Source organism: Microbispora hainanensis (assembly GCF_036186745.1).
GTDB lineage: Bacteria > Actinomycetota > Actinomycetes > Streptosporangiales > Streptosporangiaceae > Microbispora.
This window is the reverse complement of the sequence record NZ_CP108086.1, coordinates 6,231,633-6,246,587: the sequence shown is the minus strand read 5'-3', so window position 1 is coordinate 6,246,587 and position 14,955 is coordinate 6,231,633. Positions and strand designations below refer to the sequence as shown.

Below are 14,955 nucleotides of genomic sequence, written 5' to 3'. Positions count from 1 at the left end.
TTCCCGTCGGATTGCCCACGTAAAAGCGCCCGCCCGATCTGTCGGGGTTTGTGGTGAATCGCGGTGGAGATTCTTCAGGCATGTCCGCAGCGGACGTACGCGACGCCGCGCACCGGGAGAACTTCCCGGTGGCCTCCCGCCTGCTCCCGCGCGCGTACCGCCGCGACCTGATGGCGGTGTACGGCTTCGCCCGATATGTGGATGACGTCGGCGACGAGGGTGACCCCGCCGAGCGGCCCGCCCTGCTCGACGAGGTGGAGGCCGACCTCGGCCGCCTGTACTCCGGAGGGAGCCCGCGGCTGCCCGCCGTACGCGCACTGGGGCCGCTGGTCGCCGGGCGGGGCGTGCCGCGAACGCCCTTCCTCCACCTCGTGGAGGCCAACCGGCGCGACCAGACGGTGCGGCGCTACGACACCTTCGCGCAGTTGCTGGGCTACTGCGAGCTGTCGGCCAACCCGGTCGGGCGGATCGTCCTGCACGTCTTCGGCGTGGCCACCCCGGAGCGGGCGCGGCTGTCGGACCGCATCTGCTCGGCGCTTCAGGTGATCGAGCACTGCCAGGACGTGGGCGAGGACCACGCCCGCGGCCGCGTCTATCTCCCCGGCGAGGACCTGCGCAGGTTCGGCTGCCGCGAGGCCGACCTGGACGCGCCGCGCACCTCCCCGCGGCTGCGCCGGGCCGTGGCGCTGCAGGCCCGCCGCGCCGCCACCCTGCTGGACGAGGGCATGCCGCTGCTGGAGACGCTGAGCGGGTTCGCCCGCACCGCGGTCGCCGGGTACGTCGCGGGCGGCCGGGCGGCGCTCGCGGCGCTGGAGCGGGGCCGGCACGACGTCCTCGGCGGGGCGGTCCGCGCGCGCCGCCGCGCGGTGCTGAGCGAGTGGGTGCGCGTGCTGAAGGAGGTGAACGGTGACGGTTCCCGGCGCGATTCCTGATCCCGTTCCCGATCGCCCGCCCGGCCCCGCTCCGCATCGCGCGGGGGACGACCCGCCCGGTCCCGCGCCGCGCCCCCTCACGCCCATTCCCGTGCCGATGCCGGCAGCGGTGCCCGTTCCCGTCGCCTACCGGTACTGCGAGCGCGTCGTCCGCACCCGCGCGCGCAACTTCGCCTACGGCATCCGCCTGCTCGCCCCGCCCAAACGCCGTGCGCTCAGCGCGCTCTACGCCTTCGCCCGGCGGATCGACGACATCGGCGACGCGGCCGGGCCGGTGGACGCGCGGCTGTCGGCGCTGGAGCAGGCCCGCGCGGGCCTGCGGGCCGCGCACCCGGATCCCGCCGACCCCGTCCTGGTGGCGCTGCGCGACACCGCCACGCGTTTCCCCGTCCCGCTTGAGGCGTTCGAGGAGCTGATCGACGGATGCGCCGACGACGTCGCGGGCGCGTGCTACCAGTCGTACGAGGACCTGGTCGGCTACTGCCGGGAGGTCGCCGGGTCGATCGGTCGGCTGTCCCTCGGCGTATTCGGCCTCGCCTCCGGGGTGGCGAGCGGTGACCGCGCTCTGCGGCGTGCGGCGCGGCTGGCCGACTCCCTGGGGGTGGCGCTCCAGCTCACCAACGTGCTCAGGGACCTGCGCGAGGACCGCTGCGCGGGCCGGGTATATCTGCCCGCCGACGACCTGCGCAGGTTCGGCTGCACGCTCGACCTGGACGCGTCGGGGGCGTTCACCGATCCGCCCGAGCGGCTGGCGCGTCTCGTCCGCTACGAGGCCGGCCGGGCGCTCGGCTGGTACGCCGAGGGGATGCACCTGGTCCCGCTGCTCGACCGGCGCAGCGCGGCCTGCACGGCGGCGATGGCGGGCATCTACCGGCGGCTGCTCGCGCGCATCGCCGCCGACCCCGGCCAGGCGCTGGCCGGGCGCGTGTCGCTCACCCCGTGGGCGAAGGCGATGGTCGCGGCGCGCGCGATCACGGGAGCGGCCAGATGAACGGCCCGAGGGACGTCGCGCCCGTCGCGGTGGTGGGCGGCGGCCTCGCCGGCATCACCGCGGCCCTCGCGCTCGCGGAGGCCGGATGGCCGGTGACGCTCTACGAGGCGAGGCCCCGGCTCGGCGGGGCCACCCACTCCTTCGCCCGGGGCGGCCTGACGGCCGACAACGGGCAGCACGTCTTCCTGCGCTGCTGCACCGCCTACCGGGGGCTGCTCGACCGGCTGGGCGGCACCGGGCGGGTGCGCCTGCAGGAACGCTTCGACGTACGCGTGCTCACCCCGCACGGCGGTCGGGGACGGCTGCGCCGGGCCGCGCTGCCCGGGCCGTTCCACCTGCTGCCCGCGCTCGCGGGCTACCGCCTGCTGTCCCCCGCCGACCGGCTGCGCGCGGTGCGCGGCGCGCTCGCGCTGCGCGGGCTCGACCCGGCGGAGCCCGCCCTCGACCGGGCCGCGCTCGGCGGCTGGCTGGCCGACAACGGCCAGCGGGAGGCCGTGCGGCGGGCGCTGTGGGACCTGTTCGCGGTGGCCGCGCTCAACATCCCGGCCGACGAGGCGGCGCTGGGACCGGCGGCGATGGTCTTCAGGACGGCTCTGCTCGGCCGCGCCGACGCCGCCGACATCGGCGTGCCGTCGGTGCCGCTCGGCGAGCTGCACGGCGGTGCCGCACTGTCCGCGATCACCCGGCTGGGCGGGCAGGTGCGGCTGGCGGCGAAGGTCGACAGGGTCCTGCCGGGGCCGGCGATCCGCGTGGGCGGCGCGCGCGTCGGCGCGTCGGCCGTCGTCGTCGCCACCCCGCACGGCCAGGCCGCACGGCTCGTGCCCGCGGAGGCCGCGCCGGACCGGGACGCCTGGGCGGGCCTCGGGGCGAGCCCCATCGTCAACGTGCACGTCGTCTACGACCGGCCCGTCATGCGGCTGCCGTTCGCCGCCGTCGTCGGCTCGCCGGTGCAGTGGATCTTCGACAGGACCGCCTCGGGCGGCCTCACCCGGGGCCAGTATCTGACGGTCTCGGTGTCGGCGGCGCGGCACTGGATCGAGGTGCCCACGGCCGCGATGCGCGAGGTGTTCCTGCCCGAGCTGGAGCGGCTGCTCCCCGCCGCCCGTACGGCGAGGGTCGTGGACCTGTTCATCACCAGGGAGCGGCGGGCGACCTTCCGGCAGGTCCCGGGCAGCGGGGGGCTGCGCCCCGGCGCGGCCACCCGGTGGCCCGGGCTGTTCCTCGCCGGCGCGTGGACCGACACGGGCTGGCCCGACACGATGGAGGGAGCCGTGCGCAGCGGTCTCCAGGCGGCCCGCCTCGCCAGGCGGCATCTCGAACGGGAGCACACCCGATGACCGGCGTCACCGCTGGGGTGGCCACCAGCGCCGCCCGCGCCGCGACCGCCCTGAAGGCGGCGCGCGATCACCTGCTGGGCCTGCAGTCACCCGAGGGCTGGTGGAAGGGCGAGCTTCAGACCAACGTGACCATGGACGCCGAAGACCTCCTGCTGCGCGAGTTCCTGGGCGTGCGGACCGCGGAGGAGACCGCCGAGGCCGCCCGGTGGATCAGGTCGCAGCAGCGCCTTGACGGCCCGCGTTCCGGCACGTGGGCGAACTTCCACGAGGGTCCCGCCGACCTGTCCACCACCATCGAGGCGTACGTCGCGCTGCGCCTCGCGGGCGACCCGCCCTCGGCCCCGCACATGCGCGCCGCGGCGGCGTACGTGCGAGGGGCGGGCGGCATCGAGTCGGCCCGGGTCTTCACCCGGATCTGGCTCGCCATGTTCGGGCAGTGGCGGTGGGAGGACCTGCCGGTCATCCCGCCGGAGATCATGTTCCTGCCGCCGTGGTGCCCGCTGAACGTGTACGACTGGGCGTGCTGGGCGCGGCAGACCATCGTCCCGCTCACGATCGTGACCGCGCACCGGCCGGTCAGGCCGCTGCCGTTCGGGCTGCCGGAGCTGCGTACGGGACGGCCCGCGCCGCGGCCCCCGCGTACGGGCTGGGACGCGGCGTTCGCGGCACTCGACCGCGCCCTGCACCGCTACGAACGGCATCCGGTCGCCGGGCTCCGCCGCGCCGCGCTGCGGCGGGCCGTCGAGTGGGTCGTGGCACGGCAGGAGGCCGACGGCTCGTGGGGCGGCATCCAGCCTCCCTGGGTCTACTCGCTGATCGCGCTGCACCTGAGCGGATACGGCATCGACCACCCCGTCATGCGGGCCGGCCTGGCCGGCCTGGACAGGTTCACCATCAGGGAGGACGGCACGCGCCGGCTTGAGGCGTGCCAGTCGCCGGTCTGGGACACCGCGCTCGCGATGACCGCCCTCCTCGACGCGGGCCTGCCCCGCGACCATCCCGCGCTGGCCCGGGCGGGCGAGTGGCTGCTGTGCGAGGAGATCAGGGGGCCGGGCGACTGGGCGGTGCGGCGTCCCGGTCTCGCGCCGGGCGGCTGGGCCTTCGAGTTCGACAACGACGGCTATCCCGACGTCGACGACACGGCCGAGGTCATCCTCGCGCTGCGCCGGTTGCGCCGGCCCGACGCCCGGCCGGCCCTGGAGCGGGGGCTGCGCTGGATGGCCGGGATGGCCTGCCGCGACGGCGGGTTCGCCGCCTTCGACGCCGACAACACCCGCGAGCTGTGCCTGCGGCTGCCGTTCTGCGACTTCGGCGCGGTCATCGACCCGCCGTCTGCCGACGTGACCGCGCACGTGGTCGAGGCGCTCGCGGCCGAGGGGATGGCCCGCTCCCCCGTCGTACGGCGGGCGGTGGTGTGGCTGCTGCGGGCGCAGGAGCCCGACGGCTCGTGGTTCGGCCGGTGGGGGGCCAACCACGTGTACGGCACGGGGGCGGTGCTGCCCGCCCTCGTCGCGGCCGGGGTGCGGCCGCAGGCCCCCTGCGTACGGCGGGCCGTGGCGTGGCTGGAGGCGCACCAGCACCCCTGCGGCGGCTGGGGCGAGGACCTGCGCTCCTACCGCGACCCCGCGTGGATCGGGCGGGGCGAGCCGACCGCCTCGCAGACGGCGTGGGCCCTCATCGGCCTGCTCGCGGCCGGGGAGCGGGGCCCGTGCGTGGACCGGGGCGTGGCCTGGCTCGCCGACAGCCAGCGCCCGGACGGCACCTGGGACGAGCCCTACTACACCGGGACGGGCTTCCCCGGCGACTTCTACATCAACTATCACCTGTATCGGCTCGTCTTCCCGTTGAGCGCGCTCGGCCGTTACCTGCACGCCGGGGAGGAGCCGTCATGACGGACCTGATCGTGTGCACCGCGCTGGGGATCGAGGCCAGAGCCGTCGCCCGCGGGCTGCGGCCCATGCCCGATCACCTCCGGGTCCGGGTCGTCCGGATGGGGATGGGGCCCGAGCGGGCGGCGCGGGCGGTGGCCCTGCTCCCGCCGGGCGCCGCCCTCGCCGTCACCGGCTTCGGCGGGGCGCTCCACGACGGCCTGCGCCCCGGGGACGTGCTCGTCGCCACCGAGGTGCGCTCGGGAGACCAGGTCTGGCCGTGCCCGTCGGCTCCGCTGCTCGCCGGGGAGCTCGCGCGCGCCGGGCTGCCCGCCCGCACCGGCCCGCTCGTCACCTCCCCGCGCATCGTGACGGGCCGTGGCCGCCGGGCGCTGGCACGCGAGGGCGCGTACGCCGTCGACATGGAGAGCGCCCCGCTGGCCGCCGCCGCGGGCGCCCGGCCGTTCGCGGCCGTGCGGGTCATCGTGGACACCCCCGGCGCCCCGCTGCTGAACCTCGCCACGATGGGCGGCGCGGTCGCCGCCCGGCGCACGCTCGCCCGGATCGGCCCGGTGCTGGCGCGGTGGGCGGCGGCGACCGGCCCGCGCCGGGTCCTGCTGGCCTCGCCCCGCTCGTTCTGCGCCGGGGTCGAACGGGCCATCGAGATCGTGGAGCGCGCGCTCGACCGCTTCGGCGCGCCCGTGTACGTGCGCAAGCAGATCGTGCACAACATCCACGTCGTACGCGACCTGGAGCGGCGCGGCGCGGTGTTCGTCGACGACCTGGCCGAGGTGCCGGAGGGCGCGGTCACGGTCTTCTCCGCCCACGGGGTCGCGCCCGCCGTACGCGAGGAGGCGGGGCGGCGCGGGCTGCGCGTCATCGACGCGACGTGCCCGCTGGTGGCGAAGGTGCACGCGGAGGCCCGCAGGTTCGCCGCGCGAGGCGACCTCGTCGTGCTCATCGGCCACGCCGGGCACGAGGAGGTCGAGGGCGTGCTCGGGGAGGTGCCCGGCGCGGGCGTGCTGGTCGAGGACGAAGCCGGCGTGGCGGACGCGGTCGCGGCCGTGCCGCCGGGGCGCGGGGTCGCCTACCTCACCCAGACCACGCTGGCGGCCGACGAGGCGGGGCGGGTCGCGGCGGCCGTACGGCGGCGCTTCCCCGACGCCGAGGGGCCGCGCGGCGACGACATCTGCTACGCGACGACCAACCGGCAGCACGCGGTGCGTGCCGTCGCCGAGGAGGCCGACCTGGTGCTGGTCGTCGGGTCGGCCAACTCCTCCAACGCCCTGCGCCTCACCGAGGTCGCCGCGCGCTCCGGCCACGGCGGGGCACCGCTCGCCCGCCTGGTCGACGGGCCCGGCGACGTCGCGCTCGACTGGCTGCGCGGCGCGCGGACGGTCGGGGTGACCGCCGGGGCGTCCACCCCCGGCGCGATGGTGGACGCCATCGTGGCCGCCCTCGGCGGGCTCGGCCCGCTTGAGGTGGAGGAGCGGCGGGTGACCGAGGAGAACGTCGAGTTCACGTTGCCGAAGGAGGTGCGGCCCTGATGCCGATGCCCGTACGCCAGAGTCTGCGCGTCGGGGCCTACATCCTGGCCCAGCGGCTGCGCCGGCGGGAGAGGTTCCCGCTGCTGGTCGAGCTTGAGCCGTTGTTCGCGTGCAACCTGAAGTGCGCGGGCTGCGGGAAGATCCAGCACCCGGCCGACGTGCTGAAACAGCGCATGCCGGTGGAGCAGGCGGTGGCCGCCGTCGAGGAGTGCGGCGCCCCGATGGTGTCGATCGCGGGCGGGGAACCGCTCATGCACCCCCAGATCGCGGAGATGGTCGAGGAACTGGTGGCGCGCAGGAAGTACGTCTTCCTGTGCACCAACGCGCTGCTGATCCCGCGCAAGATCGACCGGTTCACGCCCTCGCCGTACTTCGCCTGGGCGGTCCACATCGACGGCCTGCGCGAGCGGCACGACGCGTCGGTGTGCAAGGAGGGCGTCTTCGACGAGGCGGTCGCGGCGGTGCGCGAGTGCCGGCGGCGCGGCTTCCGCGTCACCACCAACACCACGTTCTTCGCCGGGGACAGCCCGCGCACCGTGATCGAGGTGCTCGACTTCCTCAACGACGACCTGTGCGTCGACCAGATGATGATCTCGCCCGGGTACGCGTACGAGAAGGCGCCCGACCAGGACTGCTTCCTCGGGGTGCGGCAGACGCGGGAGCTGTTCCGCGCCGCGTTCGCGGGCGGCAACCGCAGACGCTGGCGGTTCAACCACTCGCCGCTGTTCCTCGACTTCCTGGAGGGGAAGGCCGACTTCCCGTGCACGGCCTGGGCGATCCCGTCCTATTCGGTGTTCGGCTGGCAGCGGCCCTGCTACCTCATGGCCGACGGGTACGCCCGGACCTACCGGGAGCTGGTCGAGGAGACCGACTGGGACGCCTACGGCCGGGGACGCGACCCGCGCTGCGCCAACTGCATGGCGCACTGCGGCTACGAGCCGACGGCGGTCTTCGCCACCCTCGGCTCGCTGCGCGAGTCCCTGCGCGCGCTGCGCGGCACATAGGAGCCGGGGCGCTCATGGATGCGGAAGACGGGGTGCCGAGGCGCTATCCGGTGGAACTCCGGCAGCGGCGCCGTCGGCCCCAGCCCCAGATGAGGCCGCGCACCCGGCGCGCCGGCAAGGTAGCGGCGCAGGATCTGCGCACGATGCTCGGACGGGATCTCCTCGAGCAGGATCGGACACTCGCGGCCCTGACGGCGGAGCGCGGCCTTGCCGCCCGCGGCCTCGACGTCGCGCACCCAGCTCGCGTCCGGCCCGAGCATCGAGACGAGGAAGTCGGCGCCGCGGTAGTGGGTGACCGCGAGCACGACCGCGGCGAGACCGGGAACACATGGAAGGACCAGCAGCCAGCCCAGCAGCGGGGCCGGACCGACATCACCCGAGGTGTCCCGGACGGTCAGTGCGGCGATCGCGACGCAGAGCGCGATCCCGAGCAGCCCGATCGCCAGCGGGAAAGTCCAGCGCTTACCGGCGCGGGCCGCCCGGATCGTGCCCATCCAGCCCAGGAGTCCCAGCGCCCCGACCACAGACACCGTGGCGCAGGGTCCGTTACTTCTTCGCCGAGCCATCGGTGCGCATGGCCGTCTGCGGCACACTCGACCGCGCCAGCCGGCGGATCGCGCCGCTGATCACCGTGCCCGGAGAGGTGAGCGAAACGCAGGCTCGCGTGATCGCGAAGGCCCTCGCCTTCGGCTACTTCGCCGCACTCGAGCAGTGGTACCTCGACGGCGGCAACCGGCCTATCGCCGAATACGTCGAGGAAGGCATGCGGCCACTACGCGGCATCTGGAGCGCACCGCATCCGTCCTCCGAGCGCGATCACCCCAGCGTCTCGGCGCCTTCCCATTGAGTTCCTTTACGATGTAGATCATCCTATCGGGATGGTCGTACACCTCGGAGGAACGCTCAGGGGCGGCCGAAGCGGCGGGCCAGGATCCGGAACGCGCCGGGCGCGGCCCCGTGCAGGCGGGCGGGCACCCGCAGCCAGGCGGGGACGTACACCTCGGCGCGGTCGCGCTCGACCGCCGTCGCGATGGCGCGGGCCACCCGCTCCGGCGGGACGGGCACCGGCCTGCGGCGCGTGTACGGCCTGCCGCGCCGGGCGAAGAACGGCGTGTCGACGACCCCCGGCACCACCGCCGTCACGCCGACGCCCTTGCCCTCGACGCCGTTCACGTCGACCGCGGGCAGCTCGTAGCGCAGGCTCTCGGCGAAGGCCAGCAGGCCCGCCTTGGTCGCGGCGTACACCGCCTCCTCCCGCACGCCCACCACGCCGGCGATCGAGGCGACGTAGACGAGGTGGCCCCGGCCGCGCTCCAGCATCCCGGGCAGCAGCAGCCGGGTGAGCTGCACGTGGGCCGTCAGGTTGACCGCGATCATGCGTTCGGCCGTGCCCCCGGACATGCGCGGGAGCGGCCCGCTCCAGCCCTCGCCCGCGCACGCCACCAGCACGTCCACCCGCCCGGCGCGTACGGCGAGGTCGGCGGTGGGGTCGGACAGATCGGCGGGCAGCGTCTCGCCGCCGGTCCGCGCGGCGACGCCGTCGAGCGCCTCCTGATCGCGCCCGGACAGCACCAGCCGCGCGCCGCGCGCCGACAGCTCCAGCGCCGTGGCGGCGCCGATGCCCGACGACGCCCCGGTGACGAGCACCCGTGCCCCCGCCAGCCGCATCCGCCCCGCCCCCCTCGTCACCCGCTCGTCACCCCGCTCGTCACCCGCTCGCCCAAGGGTGTACCCCCGCGGTTTCCGCGAACCGGTGGACCACCGATGGTATGACTGGGTAGCCTGCCAAGTATGACCAAGAAGATTACGATCTCTTTGCCGGACGAGCTGGCCGACGAGGCGCAGGCGTCCGGCAACGCCTCGGCCTACATCGCCGCCGCGCTGCGGGAACGGCGGCGCATCCAGGGCGACCTGGCCATCATGGCCGATTTATGGGGGCCGGGCTGGCAGGACGGCATCACCGATGACGACAGTGCCCGCGCGGCGCGCCTGGTGACCGGCGACGCCAAGGCGGACGCCGCGTGACCGACCCCGTCCCACCGGCCGGCGTCCTGTCCGGCCACGTGCTGGACCTCGACGCCGTCGTCCACCTGATCGAGGGCAAGAGCATGTACGGCAGGGCCGTCGTGCGGCAGTCCTCGGCGCACGGCGTCACCCTCCTCGTCCCCGCGCTCGCCGTCCAGGTGTTGTCGCTCGGCCCCATCCAGCCCCGGCTCGAACGCTTCCTGCGCATGTCGATGGTGGTCACCGGCGCGCTCTCCCCCGGTGACGCCGTCGAAGGCGGGCCGTACGCGCAGACGATCATGACGAGCCTGCGGCGCCACCGGCCGGCCGCCGCGGACGCGCTCCTGCCCGACGTCCTGGTGGCCGCCCACGCGGCCGTCCACGCCATCCGCCGCGACTGGCGGATCATCACCGCGACCCCCTACCTCTACGAGGGCATCGACGTCCGCCTGGAGATCCTTCCCTAGATTTGCGACCAGGCCCTGCGATGCGGCGGCCGGTCAGCGGCAGAGGGATCGACGGCGGGCGAACCATCGCCTGGCGGGAGCCGTCCGCCCATGACCGCGTACACGTCGCCGCAGGTCAGGGGTACTGCCTGGGAGGCGGGGGTACCAGCAGGGCATGGCCGCCCTTCCGGCGTACGCGCCGATGCTGGCCCGGCTAGGGCCGCTGCCCTCGCCCGGCAGCGAGTACGCGTACGAGATGAAGTGGGACGGCGTCCGCGCCCTCGGCTACGTCGAGGACGGCACGCTGCGGCTGGTCTCGCGCAACGGCAAGAACGTCACCGTCGCCTATCCCGAGCTCGCCGGACTGGCCGCCGCCACGGGCGGGCACGCGGTGGTGCTCGACGGGGAGATCGTCGCGTTCGACCAGCAGGGCAGGCCGTCGTTCGAGGCGCTGCAGCCGCGCATGCACCAGCGCGACCCGCTCAAGATCAGGCAGCTCCTCGGCACCACACCCGTGACGTACCTGCTGTTCGACGTGCTGCACGTCGACGCCGCGACCACGATCGCGCTGCCCTACACCGAGCGGCGGAGCCGCCTGGAGGACCTCGTCCACACCGGGCCCCACTGGGCCGTCCCGCCCTACTACACCGGCTGCGGCGAGCACGCGCTGGCCGACTCCCGGCGGCTGGGGCTGGAGGGCGTCGTGGCCAAGCGGCTCACCTCGCCCTACCGCCCCGGCCGCCGCTCCCCCGACTGGGTGAAGGTGAAGAACTTCCGCACACAGGAGGTCGTCGTCGGCGGGTGGCGGCCCGGGGAGGGCCGCCGGGCGAACACCATCGGCTCGCTGCTCGTGGGCGTCAACGACGACAGCGGGCGCCTGCGGTACGCCGGCAGCGTCGGCACCGGCTTCACCGACGAGGCGCTCCGGCGGCTCGCCGAGCGCCTGGCCCCGCTGCGGCGGGACACGCCCCCGTTCGAGGGCATCACACGTGAGGAGGCCAAGGGCTGCCACTGGGTGGAGCCGGTCCTGGTCGGCGAGGTGCGGTTCGCCGAGTGGACGGGCGAGGGGCGGCTGCGCCACCCCTCGTGGCGGGGCCTGCGCGACGACAAGGAGCCAAGCGAGGTCGTCCGCGAGGAGGGCTGAGCCCGCGCCTGCTCACGTGCCGTGTCATGCGGCACAGCGCCGCCGCGGGTCACGCGTCCTCATCGCGCCGCCACGCGGCGGCGAGGACGACGACGCCGACGACCGCGACGAACAGATCGGCGTAGATCTCGTAGCCGGTGAGGAAGCCCAGGCGCGGGATGACCTGGCGGTTGAAGACGTTCAGTATCGCGCCCCAGAACGGCTGCACGGCCAGGTGGTCGATGGTCCCGCTGATGCCCGCGGCGACCAGGAACGCCCCGGCGAGCCTGATGACTTCACGCATGCCGCCGACGCTAGGGACCGGCCCGCCCGGCGGGGATCGGGCGTCGGCATGCTCCCGTACGGCGAAGGTCGCGGGCGCGCGGCGTGCCCGCCGACCGAAGTCGGACGTCCGCCGACTTCGGTATGGTCCTCGCGCTCGGCCGTTCGCAGGCCACGCGCCGGGTCGTAGGCTGCGGGGGATATGGATGCCCCCGCCGCCCCCCGGCACCGGCGCAGCCGGCGCGACCGGTTCGTGGACACGGCGATGTTCATGCTGGCCGTGGCCTTCGGCTTCTACACGTCGGTGGAGCGTCTGCACACCTCGCCCCTGCCGCCGGCCTGGCTGTTCAGCCTCGACCAGGCCGTGGGCATGCTCGGCTGCGCGGGGTTGTGGCTGCGCCGCAGATGGCCGGTCGGGCTCGCGGTGACGCTCGTCGTGCTGTCGGCCGTCTTCGAGATGATCGCGGGCCCGATGCTGGCCGCGCTCTTCTCCGTCGCGGTGCACCGCCGTCCGCGGACCTCGGGGATGGTGTTCGCGCTCAGCGTCGTCGCCGCGGTCGTCTTCACCTGGCTGCGCCCCGACCCGGACATGCCGCCGCTCGCGCTGCTGACGCTGGGCCTGGCCCTCCAGGGCGCGGCGGCCGGCTGGGGGCTGTTCGTCCACCACCGGCGGCGGCTCGTGCTGGCCCAGCGCGACCGCGCGGCCCGGATGGAGACCGAGGCGAGGCTGCGGGCCGAGCAGGCGCAGCACCAGGTCCGCGAGGCCATCGCCCGCGAGATCCACGACGTGCTCGGCCACCGGCTTTCGCTGCTGAGCGTGCACGCGGGGGCGCTGGAGTTCAACCCCGGGGCCGATCCCGCCGACGTCGCCCGGGCGGCGCGGGTGATCAGAGAGAGCGCCCACCAGGCCCTGCAGGACCTGCGCGAGGTGATCGGCGTGCTGCGCGCCCCGACCACCGAGCACGCGCCCACCCTGGCCTGCCTGGAGGAGCTCGTCGCGGAGTCGGGCCGGGCCGGCATGCGGGTCGAGTTGCGCGACGACCTCGGCGTGCGCGAGGCCGCCGTCCCCGGCCGGGCGGGCCGCGCCGCCTACCGCGTCGTGCAGGAGGCCCTCACCAACGCCCGCAAGCACGCGCCGGGGGCGGCGGTCCGCGTACGAGTGTCGGGGGCGCCCGGCGAGGGCCTGACGGCCGAGGTGGTCAACGACGCTCCCGCCGCCGCGCCGGAGGCCGCCGGTGGGGGCCATGGCCTGGCCGGCCTGGCCGAGCGCGTCACGCTGGTGGGGGGACGTTTGGAGCACGGACCGGCGCACCCGGATGACAGCGGCCCGAGTGACGGCGACCCGGATGACAGCGGCCCGGGTAACGGCGGCCCGGGTGGCTGGCGCGTGCGGGCCTGGCTACCGTGGCCGCCATGACCCTCCCACCGCATGCCGTGCCACCGCATGCCGTGCCACCGCATGCCGTGCCGCCGCATGCCGTGCCGGAGTCCGCCCCGATCGGCGTGCTCATCGCCGACGACGACCCCCTCGTCCGGGCCGGGCTGGAGATGATGCTCGGCGGCGCACCCGACATCCGCGTCCTCGCCCAGGCCGGGGACGGGGCCGAGGTGCTGCCGCTGGCCGGCCGGCACCGCCCCGACGTGGTGCTGATGGACATCCGGATGCCGGTGATGGACGGCCTGGCCGCCACCGAGGCGCTGCGCGCCCGCGACGGCGCGCCCGAGGTGATCGTGCTGACCACCTTCGACGCCGACGAGCACGTGCTGCGCGCCCTGCGCGCGGGGGCCGCCGGGTTCCTGCTCAAGGACACCCCGCCGGGCGAGATCGTGGACGCCATCCGCCGGGTGGCCGCCGGTCATCCGGTCCTGTCCCCGGCGGTGACCCGGCGGCTCATCGCCCGAGTCGCCGAGGACGGCCAGGACCGGCGCCGGGCCCGCGCGCGGGAGCGCCTGGCACTGCTCAACGACCGGGAGCGGGAGGTCGCGGTGGCGGTCGGCCAGGGCAGGCCGAACGCCGAGATCGGCGCCCTGCTGCACCTCAGCGTCCCCACCGTCAAGACGCACGTGTCGAGCGTCCTGGCCACGCTCGGCCTCAACAACCGTGTCCAGATCGCGCTGCTCGTCCACGACGCCGGTCTGCTCGACGATCCGCCCGATCCAGGGACCACAGGACGGTGACCTCGTCGCCCAGCTCGGCCCGCACCCGCTGAAGGGTGCGCGGGCTGGGGTCGACCAGGCACCGCTGCGCGGCGGCCCGCAGCAGCGGCAGGTCGACGGCGCTGTCGGTGTAGGCGTGGGCCAGCGGCATCGTGACGCCGATCTCCCGCAGGCGGCCGGGCTTGGCCGCGCCGTAGCAGCCGCGCACCGGCGTGAAGGCGTGGCGGCCGCGGCGCAACTGCGCGGCGATCACCTCCACTCCGTCCAGGCCCAGGCTCCGGCAGACGGCGGTGGCGAGCGGGTCGGCGCAGGCGGTGGCGACGACGACCCGGTCGCCGGCGTCCAGGTGCGCCCGGAGCCGGTCCAGCGCCACGGCGATCCGGCGGGGCTCGGCGGTGTGCGCGACGGCGAACTCCTCCGCCAGGGCGCGGAACCGCTCCGGCGGCACCCCGGCCGTGGCGAGCCAGACGAATCCCGCCGTCGCCCGCCGCCTGGTGGGCGGCAGGAAGAACAGCGGCACCAGCACCACCGCCGCGGTCAGGGCCGCCGCCGCCCGCAGCGGGCGGCGCAGCAGCAGCATGCGCAGGAAACGCCCGAAGGAGTCGCCGCGTACGAGGGTGTCGTCGAGGTCGAAGACGACGACGGGCCGGCCGGTCATCGGCGCCCCCGGCTCTCCGGCAGGCCCAGCATGCCGAGCAGGACCTCCAGGACCTCGTCGGACGACCGCGCCCCGGTGGCGGTCGGCAGCGCGCTCCAGATCCACAGCTGCGCGAGCCCGTGCAGGGCCGCCCACAGCGCGCCGGTGACCTGCCGGATGTCCGCCGCCGGGTTCCACCCCTCCGCCTGGCAGGCGCCCACCAGCGCGGCCAGGGTGTCGAACACCGTCAGGCTCGCCCCGGCCAGCTCCGGCTCCTGCGGATCGACCAGGTCGTGCCGGAACATCAGGGCGAACATGCCGGGCTGTTCGAGCGCGAACCCCACGTACGCGCTCGCGGCCGCCCGGAGCCGCTCGACGGCGCCGGCCTCCGCGGGGAGGGCGCCGAGGGCCCGCTCCCCGCGTGCCGCCAGGTCGCCGAACCCCAGGGCCGCCACCGCCGACAGCAGGGACGCCCGCCCGGAGAAGTGCCGGAGCGGCGCGCCGTGCGACACCCCCGCCGCCCGTGCGATGGCGCGCAGGGTGACGGTGCCGGGGTCGCCCTCGTCGACCATCCTTCGCGCGACCGCGATCAGGTGGTCGCGCGGGCCGATCTCTCCATCCATGTAG

At 75.3% G+C, this 14,955-nt stretch carries 17 protein-coding genes; 12 read left to right on the top strand and 5 right to left on the bottom strand.

Features of this window, described 5'->3' with window-relative positions:
* Positions 1-80: 80 nt before the first annotated feature.
* The 6 genes from hpnC (at position 81) to hpnH (ending at position 7,679) form a co-directional block, all read left to right on the top strand.
* Positions 81-932 (top strand): squalene synthase HpnC, encoded by an 852-nt coding sequence (hpnC, locus tag OHB01_RS28755; RefSeq protein ID WP_142648521.1) that lies wholly within the window; start codon positions 81-83, stop codon positions 930-932.
* Positions 933-1,029: 97 nt separating this feature from the next.
* The gene (locus OHB01_RS28750) at positions 1,030-1,923 is read left to right on the top strand and encodes a phytoene/squalene synthase family protein (protein ID WP_328710114.1); all 894 of its coding nucleotides are present in this window, start codon (positions 1,030-1,032) and stop codon (positions 1,921-1,923) included.
* The gene (hpnE, locus tag OHB01_RS28745; protein WP_142648519.1) at positions 1,920-3,260 is read left to right on the top strand and encodes a hydroxysqualene dehydroxylase HpnE; all 1,341 of its coding nucleotides are present in this window, start codon (positions 1,920-1,922) and stop codon (positions 3,258-3,260) included. The genes OHB01_RS28750 and hpnE overlap by 4 nt, the downstream gene beginning before the upstream one ends.
* Complete coding sequence (shc, locus tag OHB01_RS28740) at positions 3,257-5,152, top strand: squalene--hopene cyclase (protein WP_142648518.1); 1,896 nt, start codon at positions 3,257-3,259, stop codon at positions 5,150-5,152. Before hpnE ends, shc begins: the two co-directional genes overlap by 4 nt.
* Positions 5,149-6,675 carry a 4-hydroxy-3-methylbut-2-enyl diphosphate reductase gene (gene ispH, locus OHB01_RS28735; RefSeq protein ID WP_142648517.1) on the top strand — a complete coding sequence of 509 codons (1,527 nt, stop codon included), beginning with the start codon at positions 5,149-5,151 and terminating at the stop codon, positions 6,673-6,675. The genes shc and ispH overlap by 4 nt, the downstream gene beginning before the upstream one ends.
* Positions 6,675-7,679 carry an adenosyl-hopene transferase HpnH gene (gene hpnH, locus OHB01_RS28730; RefSeq protein WP_142648516.1) on the top strand — a complete coding sequence of 335 codons (1,005 nt, stop codon included), beginning with the start codon at positions 6,675-6,677 and terminating at the stop codon, positions 7,677-7,679. Before ispH ends, hpnH begins: the two co-directional genes overlap by 1 nt.
* Here the strand turns inward: hpnH and OHB01_RS28725 are convergent.
* A complete protein-coding gene (locus OHB01_RS28725) occupies positions 7,607-8,209 on the bottom strand; it encodes a hypothetical protein (RefSeq protein WP_168066015.1) in 603 nt (200 codons plus the stop codon). The genes hpnH and OHB01_RS28725 overlap by 73 nt on opposite strands.
* Before the next feature lie 38 nt (positions 8,210-8,247).
* On the opposite strand from OHB01_RS28725, the gene OHB01_RS28720 reads away from it, so the two are divergent.
* On the top strand, positions 8,248-8,526 hold the full coding sequence (locus tag OHB01_RS28720; protein ID WP_185948986.1) for a hypothetical protein: 279 nt from the start codon (positions 8,248-8,250) through the stop codon (positions 8,524-8,526).
* 56 nt (positions 8,527-8,582) lie between these two features.
* Here OHB01_RS28720 and OHB01_RS28715 read toward each other — a convergent pair whose 3' ends face one another.
* Positions 8,583-9,368, bottom strand: a complete 786-nt coding sequence (locus OHB01_RS28715) for an SDR family NAD(P)-dependent oxidoreductase (RefSeq protein WP_261985944.1) — start codon at positions 9,366-9,368, stop codon at positions 8,583-8,585.
* Positions 9,369-9,470: 102 nt separating this feature from the next.
* On the opposite strand from OHB01_RS28715, the gene OHB01_RS28710 reads away from it, so the two are divergent.
* The 3 genes from OHB01_RS28710 to ligD all read left to right on the top strand — a co-directional run bounded on the left by OHB01_RS28710 (position 9,471) and on the right by ligD (position 11,273).
* Positions 9,471-9,704 (top strand): ribbon-helix-helix domain-containing protein, encoded by a 234-nt coding sequence (locus tag OHB01_RS28710; RefSeq protein ID WP_142648514.1) that lies wholly within the window; start codon positions 9,471-9,473, stop codon positions 9,702-9,704.
* Positions 9,701-10,150 carry a hypothetical protein gene (locus OHB01_RS28705; RefSeq protein WP_142648513.1) on the top strand — a complete coding sequence of 150 codons (450 nt, stop codon included), beginning with the start codon at positions 9,701-9,703 and terminating at the stop codon, positions 10,148-10,150. Before OHB01_RS28710 ends, OHB01_RS28705 begins: the two co-directional genes overlap by 4 nt.
* A gap of 154 nt (positions 10,151-10,304) precedes the next feature.
* Positions 10,305-11,273 carry a non-homologous end-joining DNA ligase gene (ligD, locus tag OHB01_RS28700; RefSeq protein ID WP_142648512.1) on the top strand — a complete coding sequence of 323 codons (969 nt, stop codon included), beginning with the start codon at positions 10,305-10,307 and terminating at the stop codon, positions 11,271-11,273.
* A 49-nt stretch (positions 11,274-11,322) separates the two neighbouring features.
* On the opposite strand, the gene OHB01_RS28695 is transcribed toward ligD, so the two are convergent.
* Positions 11,323-11,556 (bottom strand): hypothetical protein, encoded by a 234-nt coding sequence (locus tag OHB01_RS28695; protein ID WP_142648511.1) that lies wholly within the window; start codon positions 11,554-11,556, stop codon positions 11,323-11,325.
* Positions 11,557-11,736: 180 nt separating this feature from the next.
* On the opposite strand from OHB01_RS28695, the gene OHB01_RS28690 reads away from it, so the two are divergent.
* Both OHB01_RS28690 and OHB01_RS28685 read left to right on the top strand, forming a co-directional pair.
* Positions 11,737-12,951, top strand: a complete 1,215-nt coding sequence (locus OHB01_RS28690) for a sensor histidine kinase (RefSeq protein ID WP_328854233.1) — start codon at positions 11,737-11,739, stop codon at positions 12,949-12,951.
* The gene (locus OHB01_RS28685; protein WP_328854232.1) at positions 12,948-13,712 is read left to right on the top strand and encodes a response regulator transcription factor; all 765 of its coding nucleotides are present in this window, start codon (positions 12,948-12,950) and stop codon (positions 13,710-13,712) included. Before OHB01_RS28690 ends, OHB01_RS28685 begins: the two co-directional genes overlap by 4 nt.
* Here the strand turns inward: OHB01_RS28685 and OHB01_RS28680 are convergent.
* Positions 13,627-14,349: a haloacid dehalogenase-like hydrolase gene (locus OHB01_RS28680; RefSeq protein WP_328854231.1), complete on the bottom strand. Its 723-nt coding sequence runs from the start codon at positions 14,347-14,349 to the stop codon at positions 13,627-13,629. The two genes, OHB01_RS28685 and OHB01_RS28680, sit on opposite strands and share 86 nt — an antisense overlap.
* A complete protein-coding gene (locus OHB01_RS28675; RefSeq protein ID WP_328854230.1) occupies positions 14,346-14,951 on the bottom strand; it encodes a TetR/AcrR family transcriptional regulator in 606 nt (201 codons plus the stop codon). Before OHB01_RS28675 ends, OHB01_RS28680 begins: the two co-directional genes overlap by 4 nt.
* Positions 14,952-14,955: the final 4 nt, after the last annotated feature.